The 13040-nt window shown below is 56.1% G+C and carries 12 protein-coding genes; 3 read left to right on the top strand and 9 right to left on the bottom strand.

Features of this window, described 5'->3' with window-relative positions; translation table 11 throughout:
* Positions 1 to 136: 136 nt before the first annotated feature.
* Positions 137 to 1651 carry a 4-hydroxyphenylacetate 3-hydroxylase N-terminal domain-containing protein gene (locus HYP802_RS0104485; RefSeq protein ID WP_013945908.1) on the bottom strand — a complete coding sequence of 505 codons (1515 nt, stop codon included), beginning with the start codon at positions 1649 to 1651 and terminating at the stop codon, positions 137 to 139.
* Between the two features lie 225 nt (positions 1652 to 1876).
* Entirely contained in the window at positions 1877 to 2458 is a 582-nt protein-coding gene (locus HYP802_RS0104480; RefSeq protein ID WP_157135379.1) for an amino acid synthesis family protein, read from the bottom strand.
* A 118-nt stretch (positions 2459 to 2576) separates the two neighbouring features.
* Between HYP802_RS0104480 and HYP802_RS0104475 the strand changes: the two genes are divergently transcribed.
* The 3 genes from HYP802_RS0104475 to HYP802_RS0104465 all read left to right on the top strand — a co-directional run bounded on the left by HYP802_RS0104475 (position 2577) and on the right by HYP802_RS0104465 (position 5498).
* Complete coding sequence (locus HYP802_RS0104475) at positions 2577 to 3239, top strand: DUF4286 family protein (RefSeq protein ID WP_013945905.1); 663 nt, start codon at positions 2577 to 2579, stop codon at positions 3237 to 3239.
* Positions 3236 to 3964: a GntR family transcriptional regulator gene (locus tag HYP802_RS0104470; protein ID WP_013945904.1), complete on the top strand. Its 729-nt coding sequence runs from the start codon at positions 3236 to 3238 to the stop codon at positions 3962 to 3964. Before HYP802_RS0104475 ends, HYP802_RS0104470 begins: the two co-directional genes overlap by 4 nt.
* 115 nt (positions 3965 to 4079) lie before the next feature.
* Complete coding sequence (locus tag HYP802_RS0104465) at positions 4080 to 5498, top strand: aldehyde dehydrogenase family protein (RefSeq protein ID WP_013945903.1); 1419 nt, start codon at positions 4080 to 4082, stop codon at positions 5496 to 5498.
* Positions 5499 to 5670: 172 nt separating this feature from the next.
* Here the strand turns inward: HYP802_RS0104465 and HYP802_RS0104460 are convergent, their stop codons facing one another.
* From HYP802_RS0104460 to HYP802_RS0104430, 7 genes are all read right to left on the bottom strand, one after another.
* A complete protein-coding gene (locus tag HYP802_RS0104460) occupies positions 5671 to 6423 on the bottom strand; it encodes an ABC transporter ATP-binding protein (RefSeq protein WP_024275240.1) in 753 nt (250 codons plus the stop codon).
* 80 nt (positions 6424 to 6503) lie between these two features.
* On the bottom strand, positions 6504 to 7460 hold the full coding sequence (locus HYP802_RS22775; protein ID WP_013945901.1) for an ABC transporter substrate-binding protein: 957 nt from the start codon (positions 7458 to 7460) through the stop codon (positions 6504 to 6506).
* A 44-nt stretch (positions 7461 to 7504) separates the two neighbouring features.
* Positions 7505 to 8302 carry an ABC transporter permease gene (locus HYP802_RS0104450; RefSeq protein ID WP_013945900.1) on the bottom strand — a complete coding sequence of 266 codons (798 nt, stop codon included), beginning with the start codon at positions 8300 to 8302 and terminating at the stop codon, positions 7505 to 7507.
* Positions 8299 to 9222, bottom strand: a complete 924-nt coding sequence (locus HYP802_RS0104445; protein ID WP_024275239.1) for an ABC transporter substrate-binding protein — start codon at positions 9220 to 9222, stop codon at positions 8299 to 8301. Before HYP802_RS0104445 ends, HYP802_RS0104450 begins: the two co-directional genes overlap by 4 nt.
* The gene (locus tag HYP802_RS0104440) at positions 9219 to 9719 is read right to left on the bottom strand and encodes a (2Fe-2S)-binding protein (protein WP_013945898.1); all 501 of its coding nucleotides are present in this window, start codon (positions 9717 to 9719) and stop codon (positions 9219 to 9221) included. The genes HYP802_RS0104445 and HYP802_RS0104440 overlap by 4 nt, the downstream gene beginning before the upstream one ends.
* The gene (locus HYP802_RS0104435) at positions 9712 to 10587 is read right to left on the bottom strand and encodes an FAD binding domain-containing protein (RefSeq protein WP_013945896.1); all 876 of its coding nucleotides are present in this window, start codon (positions 10585 to 10587) and stop codon (positions 9712 to 9714) included. The genes HYP802_RS0104440 and HYP802_RS0104435 overlap by 8 nt, the downstream gene beginning before the upstream one ends.
* Positions 10584 to 12938, bottom strand: a complete 2355-nt coding sequence (locus HYP802_RS0104430; protein WP_024275238.1) for a xanthine dehydrogenase family protein molybdopterin-binding subunit — start codon at positions 12936 to 12938, stop codon at positions 10584 to 10586. The genes HYP802_RS0104435 and HYP802_RS0104430 overlap by 4 nt, the downstream gene beginning before the upstream one ends.
* Positions 12939 to 13040 lie beyond the last annotated feature (102 nt).

Here is a 13040-nt window from a genome sequence, read left to right as displayed (position 1 = left end):
CGTACCTTCATACTGAGCCGTTGAAGTCTTATCAGACTTCGGATCGAGAATACGCCGAACGCGCAATCCTCGATCCGAAGCCTCCCCCCTACACGGCCGCGCCGAGCCGATCGCATCGGCCCCGGCAGCGTGGCCATCACTCCGGTAGTGCGAGAGCCTTATCAACGAGGCTCGCAGCACGGGCAAAATCGTAGGAGCGATACATATTCTGCTTCACCAGGAACGAAGCACCGCCGTAAAATTTTTCATATTGCTGGTGACGGTTCCCAAATTCCGACCCAATAAAATCCCAAGCCAGTCGCATAAGCGCGATGCGCTCCTTTGCGTTGGAAACTCCGGACTGCATGTATCGCTCAACATCAGGCCCAGTTACCGCGCTTTCGATATCCTTGACCGACGACGGCAAGCTGATCATCGCAGCGCCTGTCAACTCGCGAACGATGTCGATCATCCGAGGATTGATTTCCGACTGAAGCGCCATCACCGAATAGAGTGCTGGTTTGGAAGGCCACACCACGCCGTTGGCATCGATGGTGGCTGACGTTTCTTGCGCTTCGAGCGCGGTTTCGACGATCTGCACGAGTGCCGCAAGTTCACCCATTTGAACCTGAACGGGCGGCACGGCATCGTTGCCGGTCATCTCGTTCATACGCTTCGCGAGCCCCATCATGAACCGGAGCTTCGTCGCATATCGGGCTTGCGCCTGCAGGTTGCCGTAGGAATGCGACGGCGTCTTCCACCATTGGTCCCTGCAAACAGCGGGATTGCGATAGATGAAGACGTCCTCCCAAGGGACAGTGACGTTGTCGAGAACGACAAAACAGTCGCTTTCATCGAAACGCGACGTCAAAGGGTAATCGAACGAGTTGCCCGCCTGCATGGCGAACGGCCGTCGCGGATAAAGTTTCAAGCCCGGCGCATTCATCGGAATAGCGACGCCAATTGCATAATTCTCATCGCCCGGCTGCAACGGATGAATGCAGCTCAGATAAAGATAGTCGGAGAAGACGCCGGCGGTCGCCAGCTGCTGAGCGCCCGAGACGACAATCCCACCGTCGGTTTCCTTCACGACCCCGGCGTAGAGAGTCGGATCGCTTTGTTTGTGCGCGGGCTTCGAGCGATCAATCTGTGGAGGCACGATTGCGTAGGTAGTCCAAAGATGGTTCTCGCGAATATGCTCGTAAAATCGAACGACATTGTCTGCATATTGCTGCCCACCTGCCGCGAACACCTCAGGTACCGCAGCATAACCGCAGAAGAAACCAGCAACATGGTCAGGCGTTCTTCCGATCATTCCGAATGTCGCTTCAGACCATGTCTCGGAAGCTAGTCGCTTCAAACGCAGATCTTCATGCGATCTCGGAATTTGAAATGCCCGCAACACAGGTTTTCCCGACGAAGGCGAAGTATATGTCATGCGGTCGCGCATCGCCGGATCGGCGGCAATGTCGTAAAGGCGGGCACACGACTTGGCAGCTTCCGCAAAAGCCGGATGCTTCGTAACATCCTTGACTTTCTCTCCGTCGACGTAGACCGCCCGTCCGTCGTCCAGAGACCGAAGGTAGTCGGCACCGGTCCGCAACGAAGGCGAGCAGCTGGCTGTTTCCGACATTTCGCCGCTCGCCGATCGCGCTGCGATTTCGATGGACATATTCATGAGCTCCCTGCATGGCATACGCGAAAAGGCGACTGCCTATAGCTACAATCTGTAGCTTTTTATTGTACGCAAAAAGTTCGATGTCAATCGCGAGGATGCATTCCCTGCATCGCCGATCCGTCGCACCCAGACCGGAGGCGATAACGCCGCATGGAAAAAGAAAAAAGCCCGCCGAAATCTGCCGGCGGGCTTAAATTGCATCACGCTTTTGCCTAGCTATCAGGCAGGCTGCGCGCTTGTGACTGAAATCCGACTCTCATCGAAACTCATACCCCCGACGCGCGCGTTGAGTCTGCCACGATTTGCAACGCAGAAAATGAGCGCGATCTCGTCAGGCATCGGCGAATCCGGCAGAACAACGGTGAACCCATTGTAATGGGAACGTACATAAACGTCCGTGACCGCATTCATCGGGATGTCGATTGAAGAACCCGGCGCGCCGACTTTCGTAAATGACGATATCCAGGCGGCGGACCCAGGGATTTCGTCACGGAACGGCGTGGCGAAGGCCGTGGTTAGAAGCGCGTTGGCATGCTCCTGCTCGCCCGCGAGGCCAACCACCCCGCCCTTGCCATAGGCTTGGATCTCAAGGTCTCCGAAGATCGCCCTGAGGCGCTGTGCCATTTGCGCGCCGACATTGGGGCTGGCGTCTACGAGCGGCTTCAAGTCTTCGACATAGCCATGCACGTAAGGATTCTGCACGACCGCCACGATAGCGGCACGCCGGAGGAGGGGATCCGCCACATACCCTGCTTCCTCGAACTTGTCCTCCACGATCGTGCTGATACGGCGCACGTTCATCTGCATCTCTCTGGATTCCTTCTGGATCGTCTGATTGAAAGATTGTTTGACAATCTTGTCGGTTCGGCGGAATTTCCAGTCAAGGCATCCGCCTGTCAAGAACTATTAGGAGTGCGCTATGTCCGCCAAATTGCCGACGATCCTCTTTTCTGAAATGACACCGCCCGCTGACATGGAGGATCGTTTCAACGCTTGGTATAATGAGCATCACATTCCTATCCGGATGGAGACGGCAGGTTTTGTCAGTGCGCAGCGGTATCAGATGAGGAGCGAGCGGAACTATCTCGCGATCTATGAAATGGTGGATGCCGATGTATTGCGAAGCGACGCCTACCAAGCCATCAAGGGCAATCCATCCCCTTTAACGAAAGAGATGCTGGGTAGCGTAAGCGGCTTCACGCGTTATCTCGGCACACAGATATCTGAACGCGCAAATCAGAATAATTTCATCGACGCGCCGGTGATCTATCCGGTTTTTTTTGAGGTTCCGAAGGATCGTCAAGACGAATTTGATGCTTGGAACGAGGAAGATCACCTTCCCATTCTGATGGAAGATCCGCGTTGGCTCGGCGTACGCAGATTTGATATCTACGATGGCGAACCCAACAGCTTCACGAGGCTTGCACTGCACTACTTATCAGATCGAGCCGTGCTGGAATCGGATGCCAGGGCACGGGCGCGTGCGACGCCTTGGCGGGCAAAGCTTGCAGCCGAGCCATGGTTCAAAGGTCACTATCTGGTTTTTGATCGACTGGGAAACAGGTTTCAGGGCAAAGCATGAGCGACGTCGAGGCGGACAGCTTGCAACTCGTTCAGTCGCCGACACTGGTTCGGCAATTGGCGGCTGACACTATTCGCAATGCAATCCTCAAAGGGATCCTGAAACCAGGAGAACGCTTGGTGGAAGCCACTCTCGCAAAGCGGATGGGCGTCAGTCGCCCATCCCTGCGCGAAGCTTTGACTCAACTGGCCGCTGAAAAGTTGGTCACGATAACACCGAATCGCGGACCTGCGGTCGCGGCAATCGGCTGGAGTGAGGCTCAAAACATCTATGAGTTGCGAGCGCTCATTGAAGCTGAAGCTATCTCGAATTTTACATCGCGGGCGACAGTTGAAAACATCAACGCGATGCGGCGATCACTGCAAAACTTCCAGCGTGCTATTCCGAAGAAAGACATCACACAACTGCTGGAGTCCACCAAAGAATTCTATGCAACGATTATTCGATCTTGCGGCAACCCAGTCATAGGAGAAGTCCTCGCTGGGCTGAACGCTCGTATTAATTTTCTGCGCGCGCGGTCGATGTCCCAGCCGGGTCGGTCACGGCACTCTCTCGCTGAAATGACTGCCATCCTTGAGGAGATCGAGCATGGTAGCCCACATAAAGCACGGCAAGCCGCCGTTAGGCATGTGGTGAATGCCGCTCTCGCGGCAAAAGCGGCGTTCTTCGGCGAAGAGAGCAAGTCGCCTCGGCCGAAGCCCAAGAAAGCACTCAAGAAGACTTAGGACTTCCATCGCCTCGCATTGGTACCGCAAACGCCGCAGCGAGCATGCTTACGTAAAAACATACAACACAAATCTATATAACATAGCTTTATTCCGTATCTAGGACCCTACCAAAATGATCGACTGCTCTCGCTTCTATATAGATGGTCAATGGATCAAGCCGGCGACCCGCAGCTTCATGGATTTGATCAATCCCGCGACGACGGAAAAATTCGGACGCGTCGTACTCGGTTGCCAGCAGGACGTGGATGCGGCTGTGGCGGCGGCAAAACGCGCGTTGGCCGCTTATGAGACATCATCACGAGAACTACGCCTCACCTATTTCGACAAGATTATCTCGGCATACGAAGCGCGCAAAAAGGATCTCGCAGAAGCGATTACGCTCGAGATAGGATCACCCATTTCATTCTCGATGAACGTGCAGGTCGAAATGGCTCTCAACCATTTTCTCGCGACTCGCGAAGTTCTCAAATCATATCCTTTTGAATTCAAGATCGCCAATGACGTGGTTCGTAGAGAGCCGTTCGGCGTCGTGGGTCTGATAACCGCCTGGAATTGGCCTGTCGCACTGATCGCATCGAAAGTTTGCGGGGCGTTGGCGGCCGGGTGCACGATCGTATTAAAGCCAAGCGAATATTCGCCCGTTGCAGCGCGCATATTTGCTGAGATCATCGATGCGGCCAGACTGCCGCCTGGCGTCTTCAATATGATCTATGGCGATGGCCCGACAGTTGGCCGCTCCATCGCAACACATCCCGACATCGCCCTCGTTTCGTTTACCGGATCTGTCCAAACTGGTATCGCGATTGCGCGAGATGCAGCGGAGACCGTTAAGGCAGTACACCAGGAGCTCGGCGGAAAATCCGCAAATATCATACTGCCCGATGCCGACTTAAAAACTGCGATTCCGGATGCGGTCAGACGGGCTTTCATTAATTGCGGCCAAAGCTGCATCGCGCCCACCCGGCTCCTAATCCATGCTGACCAAGTCGAACGCGCCGCGGAGATTGCGAAGAGAACCGCGGAGGCGTTCAAAATCGGAGATCCTTTTGATCCGACCACCACGCTTGGACCCCTTGCAAATCGTGCCCAATTTCTGAAGGTCAACTCGATGATCGGAGCCGGACTCGCAGAAGGGGCGAGGCTCGTCTGCGGGGGACCAGGATTCAGCAGCGGAATAGACAGAGGCTATTTCGTGCAGCCGACCATCTTCAAGAATGTAACGCCGAAGATGAAAATCGCCGCCGAAGAAATCTTCGGACCTGTGCTAAGCATCCTGTCCTATCACGATGAAGAAGATGCGATCCAAATTGCGAACAATACGTCTTTCGGACTTGCCGGATATGTCTTTTCTAGCAGTGTTGAGAATGCCAAGCGCGTCGGAGAAAAACTCAAAGCCGGCCGTATTTTTGTGAACGGCGCGCCGAGCAACGCGACTGCACCTTTTGGAGGCTACAAACAATCAGGCAATGGACGAGAAGCGGGTGTTTTCGGTCTGGAAGCATTTTTGGAAGTGAAGGCCATCATCGGTTGATTTCAATCTTACCTGAACGAAATACGGAAGTCGGATTTGGTAGACCAAAGACTTTGGTCTCTCAACAGTCAGGCGAAGTCCAAGAAGCTCCTGTCAACCAAAATCGGGCCAGTGCCCAACCCGCCAGAAATCTTATGGAGCCTTAAGGCGAAGATTCTAAAAGCGGGAAACGTCAGCCGTCGTGATGTCCGATGTCCCACCAGATGCGCTCGCACAAATCGCGAAACTCGGGCAGCAAACGCACTTCTCTAAAATCGCGCGGACGCGGCAGGTGCACCTTGTATTCGCTTTTGATCCGGCCTGGAGGCCCTTCCATGACGATCACGCGATCAGACAAGCCAACCGCCTCTTCAATGTCGTGCGTGACGAAGACCACTGATTTCTGGTCTTGACTCCATACCCGCAACAGCTCGCGTCCCAGCATCATCTTGGTCATTGCGTCGAGCGCGCCAAAAGGTTCGTCCATCAGATAAATCTTTGGCGCATAAGCCAGCAGTCGACCAAGTGCCGCGCGCTGGCGCATCCCGCCGGAAATCGCACTCGGCAAATAATCGCCGTGTTTTTTGAGTCCAAGAAGTGCGAGCAATTCCTGGATGCGAGCATCTTGCGCGGAAGTTGGGGTGCCATTCAACTCCAGCGCTATCCGAATGTTTTGCGATACGGTCGCCCAGGGCAAAAGGGTGTCGCGTTGAAACATGAAGCCAATATCAGCGGGTGGCTCCGTCACTTCCTCGCCGCTGACGAGAACGCGCCCACCCGTCGCTGGCGACAAGCCTGAAATCAGCCGCAAGACAGTGGATTTTCCGCAGCCGCTCGGCCCGACGATGGCGAGAAACTCGCCATCGTCCACCGTGAAGTTGATATTGTCGAGAACGAGATTGGGCGCGCCTCCCGGACGTGGGTACGCTTTGGACGCGCCCTTCATCTGAATACGCGCTCGAACCGAAGACGTATTGGAGTTCACGGAGACTGCCCTAGCTCTCGTTCTGTGAATATCGATTATGGTCATGGTTTCAGCAAAGACGGATCAAAGCCTTCAGAAAAGGGCACCGGCTTCATCGATTTGCTTTCCGACAGCGAGATGTTGCTCATATTTTCGAACGAGTCCTTGCTGACTACGCCACCCTCAGGCAAACGTTCGGTCATGCTTTTGGCAACGATAGCCACAAGGGCCGGGCTGAAGTTCGGAAAGATTTTCGCGATGGTCTGTTTGGCGAACTCCGGATCGGTACGAAGATCGTGAATCGCCTTGGAAATGCTCATCGCCAGGGCTTTCGCTTCCGCCGGATTGCTCGCGACCCAAGATTTCAGCGCGAGAACGTCGAACGAGGCATAGGGCATCTTACGGAAATCATGGACGGCTTTATATTTACCTGGCGTGTCGTTCATCATTCGGAGAACGTCGGTATTGATCAACATTCCCGCCTCGACCTGTTTGGTATCGATGGCAGCCTGCATGGCAGCTCCGCCACCCGTGGCAATGATCTCGTAGTCGGTGTCGGGATTCATCCCGAGTTTCTTAATCATGTAACGAAGGGTGTTGTCTGTCAGACTGCCCGGCGACGTGATGGCGATGCGCTTCCCTTTCAGACTGGCGAGGTCTTTGTAAGGCGATGAAGCCAGGGCCATTAGCGCGTACGAATGAAATCCATCGAGTCCGGCAAGGATCGTTGTCGGCATGCCTTTATTGGTCAGGCGAATGACGTGATCCGCAGCGCAAATGCACAGCTGAATGCTTCCTCCGACCAAGGCATTCACAGCCGGGGCTCCACCCTTGAAATCGACAATGTCCACCGAGAGGTTCGCCTGATCGAAATAGCCCTTCGATTGCGCAGCATAGAGTGGCGCAAGAGCCTGATCGATCGCAGCCAGACCGGCGACAATCTTGACCTTTTCCGCATAACTTGGTGCAGGCGAGAATGCCATGAGCATCCCTAAAGCAGCCATCAGATACTTCATCATTCCGTGACTTCCCCTTCTTGCTTCGAATAAAAGGAATGAGCTCGTCATCGAGCCCGGACCATAACGCGTTCGAGCAGGTTGACGATGTAGTTGAGAATGACTGCGACGATCATCAGCGCTGCCAGTCCGGCAAAAAGTCCGGTCGTATCGAGACGGCCCGCGGCGTTCTCGACGTACCAGCCGAGACCGCGATTGGCTCCGAGCAACTCTCCCAACACAGAGCCGATGAGGGCCAGGCCGACGCTTATTCGCGCGGCGCTGAACAGCCAGGGAAGCATCGAAGGAATCTGGACACGGCGAGCGATATAAAGCGGAGTCGCACGCATGGAACGGAGCATGTCGATGTGGTCCTTGTCGACAGCCTGCAGACCTTGCATGACATTCAGCAGAAAAATGAAAACAACGAATGAGAAAGCCATCATGACTTTCGATGTCATTCCGATTCCGAAGTAGAGGACGAACAGCGGTCCGAGCGCGATGCGCGGCATACTGTAGAAGCCCATGATGTAGGGATCAGCCGCCGCCGCGAGCCGTGGGCGAAGATAAAGAAACAGGCCGAGCAGCGAACCAACGACCGCGCCGAGAAGAAGACCGAGGACGGCCTGAAGGACGGTAGCGCTGGCATGCCGAAAGATCTCGCCGCTGAGCGTGATATCCTTCAGACGTATGGCCACTAGCTCGGGACTTGATACCCAAAACGGATTCAGAAAAAACGAAGACAGCGCCTGCCAGGCCAATATTCCCAAGATGAAGAGCGTCGCGCGGTCGGTCCAGAGCCGAAGTTTCGCCCTCCCGGATGCAGGGTTCTCACCTGACGTGTAGGCTCTCGTGTTATCCGTCACTGAACGTCTCCCCGTCGGTCTTCGACAATGACGACGTCTTCAAAGCGTGCGATATTTGCAATCGCCGCCTGCCTGCGGAGAAACTCATTCATGGCAGCAAATTGGTGGGGGGTGATCGTCGTGTCGTACCAGGGCAGATCGCGCGCAACCAAAGTGCCGATCAGGGCAGCTTCTTCGGCCGGAAAGAGCTTCGAGCCCACTGCAGCCGCGCGACTGACATCCTCTTTAAGCAACGCGTGCGCGCGCCGGATCGCACGCGTAACGGCCCCGCCGAGATCTGGATTGGCACCGATCGTGCGGCTCGTCGCTGCTACGCCCGCGAAGGTGAACTCCGTACTTCCCGCCGGGCCATCGCCGCGTCGCGCGTCAAGCACGATAGTCCCGACACCGTGCTGCTCTGACAGCTCGGCTGCCAATCCGTTCGCCCAGAAGCCATCAACCTGACGGCTTTCAAGCGCACGAAAAGCCGACAGCCCGAAATTCAATCCTGCTTCGGACGATTTCGGAACCGGCCCGACCGTTATGCCATCCCGTTCCGCATCGTATCCTGCCACTTCAAGGATGCCGCGCAATCCCATCTCAACCCATGGCGCAGCGCCGATCCGACGGCCCTTGATGACGGATAAGTCACCGCGTTTAGCGGCGAAATCGTTATGCATCACGAGGAACCAGTACATCGAACTTGATTGCGCACAGAGGAGGCGCACACCTTCCCAATCTGGAAACGCGCTAACGGCGGCGTGGGCAGACCCCGCTACGAGATCGACAGCGCCTTCGCGAAGTGCCCGATAGGTACGGTTCGGCGGAAAGATTACCTCGATTTCAGCATCGATTCCTTCGGCGCGAAAGCAACCCAACTCCACAGCTGCAAGAACCGGAAAGTAGGAATTAGATACCAAGTCTGGTACTGCAATCTTCATTGTTCGCTCTTAAGGGCGTCAGGGCCGTTCAACCCGGCAAGCGCAGCGTCTACTATTCCCTGATAGCCCGTGCAGCGGCACAGGTTTCCAGAAAGCTTGTGGCGCACTTCTTCTTCGCTGATCGTTTGCCCTGCGAGCTCCTGGCGCAGTTCGACCAGGGTCATCAAAATGCCCGGCGTGCAATAGCCGCACTGCAACCCAAAATGCTCGGACAATGCAGCCTGAAGCGGATCAAGCGTGCCGTCGGCAGAGGCCAGCCCCTCAATCGTGCGTATCTCCGAACCCGATGCCTGCACTGCCAGCATCAAGCACGAACGTACGGAGGCTCCATCGACCAAAACGGTGCAAGCCCCGCACACTCCGTGCTCGCAGCCGACATGTGTTCCCGTGAGATTCAGCTTATGACGCAGAAAATCTGCCAAATTGAGCCGTGGCTCAACCTTGGTCCGGTGGACTTTGCCGTTGACGGTGACAACGACATCGAGATGGTCAACCATGGAGATCGCGCCCCCAAGCCCTGGATATCGCGCTCCGTATCACGCGTCTCGTAAGCACGCCTGCGAGATACTGCTTGTATTTGGAAGAGACGACCATATCGCCTTCAGCCGGCAGCGCTGCAGCAATCATCGATAAACTCTCTATCGAAGCGACGCTGGCATGCTGGCCGACAAGGGCATGCATCTCATCCAGACAAATAGGGGTTGCCCCTAAACCGCCAACTGCAAGAGCCGTGCGTGTAATGAATCCGTCGGGAGTGACATCCACCAGCGCCGCAACAGAAACCACGGAAAAGCTCTCACCGCGTCTTGTCACTTCTTGGAAAGCGGCACCATGTCCCGGCGCCCAGAGAGGTATCTCGATCCGCACGAGAACTTCATCAGGTTCGATCTGAGTTGTCAGATACCCCGTAGGGAAATCCGCTATCGCGCAGCGGCGCTCCCCCCGGACGCTTTCCAGCACGACATCGGCCCCAAGTGCATAACATGCGACAACGATCTCGGCCGTTGGATCCATGTGCGCGACACTTCCGCCCACAGTGCCGCGATTGCGCGTTTGTTGAAAGCCAACATGCTTGAGCGCCTCCACCAGCAACGGACAGTATTGCGAGACGAGAGGGGACCGTTCTGCACTGCGCTGGCGTGTCATCGCGCCGATAACGAGCCTGTCTCCTTCGATCGAGATTCCGCTGAGATCGGCGACGCTGTTCAAGTCAATCAGATTGCTTGGCGCAGCAAGACGCAGGTTCATCATCGGCATCAACGACTGGCCGCCGGCGATAACTCGAGCATCCTCAAGTTCGTTGAGCAGCTTCAAAAGTTCCACGCGCTCACGCGGCGCGTGATATACAAATTGCGACGCCTTCATGCTGCCCCACCATGCAAAAGGTCGTGCAGCCGTGTCGTCGTGATGGGCAGGTCACGTATGGTAACGCAGAACGGCCGTAACGCGTCTTCGATCGCCGATGCGATCACAGCGGGAGCAGCAATCGTACCACTTTCTCCTGCCCCCTTTATGCCGAGCGGGTTCAGAGAAGTCGGCGATTCCATATGATGAATTTCGATACGTGGCGCAACGTCGGCGGTACACAACAGATAGTCAGCATAGGTGCAGGTCAGAGGCTGTCCGTCGCAATCATAACGCATCCACTCATACAATGCGCTGCTAATGCCATGAACGACGCCACCACAAATCTGCCCTTCAACCATGCGCGGATGAATGAGCCGGCCGCAATCATGCACGACGAGATAACGCTGTATTGTAACGATGCCGGTTTCCGGATCGACTTCAACTTCGGCGACGTGTGTGCCGTTGCAATAGGTCAGAGCGGGCGGTTTGAAATCCACAGCGGCCGACAGCCCCGGCTCGAGTCCAGCCGGAAGTGAATAGCCCGGACTTCCCGCGAGTGCTCCAGCTATTTGCGCTACTCGACATGAACGATCAGGATCAGCAGTGACGAACACCACCCCGTCCTGCAACGTCAATTCATCAGACGACGCATTGAGCCAAGCGGACGCAACACGAAAAATTTTTGCTCTGACTTGTCCGGCGGCAAGGAACACGGCATTCCCAGCCGTGACTGCTTGACGGCTTGCAAAGGCGCCGAGACCAAGCGGACTGGCCGCGGTGTCGCCTGCAATGACGCGGATAAGTTCGGGTTGGGTACCAAGTTCCGCGGCCGCAAGTTGCGCGAGCATAGTAACTGTGCCTTGCCCCTGCGCGCATGCGCCTGTCGTTACGAGCACGGTACCTGATGGGCCGATACTGACCGAAGCGCTCTCAAAGGGACCGCGGCCGGATCCTTCAACATAATTGGCGAGGCCGATGCCAAGGAAACGTCCATCACATCGTGCTTTCTGACGGCGAGCTTCGAAGCCTTCCCAATCGGACAGTTCCAATGCGAGACGTTGCGATTCAACATAATCGCCGCTGTCATAGGTCATCTCGCCGCCGTCGCGCGTGAACAGACCTGTCGGATAGGGTAGCTGTTCGGGACGGATGAGATTTCTTCGGCGCACCTCTTCCCGAGCGAGCCCCGTACGCTCCGCGAGCCGGTCAAGAAGACGCTCCATCACGAACGTTCCCTGAGGGCGGCCGGCTCCGCGCGTGGGAGTGGAAGGAATGAGGTTGGTCAAGCACAGCGAGATATCGAGTTTATAGGCCGGAAGAACGTATGGACCGAGCAAGTTGGTCGCTGAGTTTTGAGGCAGAGAAGCCCCATATGGCGAGTAAGCACCGTGATCGTGGATCAAGGTCCCGCGAATCCCACGCAGCTTTCCGTCCGCGTCCGCCGCCATCTCGACGGTCCAGAACTGATCCCGCTCCTGAACCGTAGCAACGAAATTCTCGAAGCGATCCTCGATCCACTTGACCGGCATTCCCGTCAGCAATGAAGCGGCCGCTACGGCCAGTTCTTCGGGATGGAAAACGAATTTTGGACCGAAGCCACCTCCCACGTCGGGCGCGATGACACGCACATCGGATTCGCCGAGGCCCAGAACCGAGATCAAGATGCGCTTAGCGCGATGCGGCATCTGGGTGCTGTCCCACACCGTCAGGTGCCGAGCGGCGGGGTCCCACTGGGCAATCACACCGCGAGGCTCGATCGAATGGCCACCGCCTTTATGTAGGTGGAATTTATCTTTGACCACGTGCACAGCACCGGCGAAGGCAGTCTCGATGTCTCCATATTCCGCCTGCATCTGCGCCACCAGATTGTCCGGGCAGTCTTGTCGAGCCTTGGGCGCATCTTCTGCAAGCCCCTCGCGCGGATCAACGATTACGTCGAGAGGTTCAAGGTCGACATCAATGAGCGCGAGTGCGTCTTCGGCGATATGACGGCTCTCAGCGAGTACGAGCGCAATCGGCTCTCCAACATGACAGACTTCGTCCTTGCTCAAGACGTAAGGGTCGACGTCGAAGCGGATAGCGCCGGACGGCATGGAAACAGGTATTCGATCGCAGGTCATAACTGCACGAAGATCGGAGTAAAGCAAAACACTGCGAACGCCAGGCAAAGCTTTCGCCGTGCTTACATCAATCCCGACGATCCGACCGTGCGCTATTGGACTGCGCAGGAACGCCGCGTAGGTCTGGCCTTCGATTGAGATGTCATCGATGAAGCGCCCCTTCCCTCGAATAAGAGGTCCGTGCTCCAGACGGGCGGCGGAGCTGCCGAGTCCATCGGACTGGCTGGCGCTTGCGGAGACTACCGTCATCCCGCCCGCCTGAAGGAAATGATATGAGAACCACGCGATGCGGCGTTACCAACCGGGATTGTTTTCAAGTTGCCGCTTGGCGGAATGTCAAACATGAAACGG

The organism is Hyphomicrobium sp. 802, assembly GCF_000526135.1.
Taxonomy (GTDB): domain Bacteria; phylum Pseudomonadota; class Alphaproteobacteria; order Rhizobiales; family Hyphomicrobiaceae; genus Hyphomicrobium_B.
The sequence above is the reverse complement of the archived record's forward strand: the minus strand, read 5'-3'. Positions and strand labels throughout refer to the sequence as shown.

Excerpts from the sequence above, each read along its gene's own strand:
- HYP802_RS0104445 (WP_024275239.1), bottom strand. The coding sequence starts at position 9,222 with ATGAAGATTGCAGTACCAGACTTGGTATCTAATTCCTACTTTCCGGTT.
- HYP802_RS0104440 (WP_013945898.1), bottom strand. The coding sequence starts at position 9,719 with ATGGTTGACCATCTCGATGTCGTTGTCACCGTCAACGGCAAAGTCCAC.
- HYP802_RS0104430 (WP_024275238.1), bottom strand. The coding sequence starts at position 12,938 with ATGACGGTAGTCTCCGCAAGCGCCAGCCAGTCCGATGGACTCGGCAGC.
- HYP802_RS0104435 (WP_013945896.1), bottom strand. The coding sequence starts at position 10,587 with ATGAAGGCGTCGCAATTTGTATATCACGCGCCGCGTGAGCGCGTGGAA.
- HYP802_RS0104470 (WP_013945904.1), top strand. The coding sequence starts at position 3,236 with ATGAGCGACGTCGAGGCGGACAGCTTGCAACTCGTTCAGTCGCCGACA.
- HYP802_RS22775 (WP_013945901.1), bottom strand. The coding sequence starts at position 7,460 with ATGATGAAGTATCTGATGGCTGCTTTAGGGATGCTCATGGCATTCTCG.
- HYP802_RS0104460 (WP_024275240.1), bottom strand. The coding sequence starts at position 6,423 with ATGAAGGGCGCGTCCAAAGCGTACCCACGTCCGGGAGGCGCGCCCAAT.
- HYP802_RS0104485 (WP_013945908.1), bottom strand. The coding sequence starts at position 1,651 with ATGTCCATCGAAATCGCAGCGCGATCGGCGAGCGGCGAAATGTCGGAA.
- HYP802_RS0104465 (WP_013945903.1), top strand. The coding sequence starts at position 4,080 with ATGATCGACTGCTCTCGCTTCTATATAGATGGTCAATGGATCAAGCCG.
- HYP802_RS0104475 (WP_013945905.1), top strand. The coding sequence starts at position 2,577 with ATGTCCGCCAAATTGCCGACGATCCTCTTTTCTGAAATGACACCGCCC.
- HYP802_RS0104480 (WP_157135379.1), bottom strand. The coding sequence starts at position 2,458 with ATGAACGTGCGCCGTATCAGCACGATCGTGGAGGACAAGTTCGAGGAA.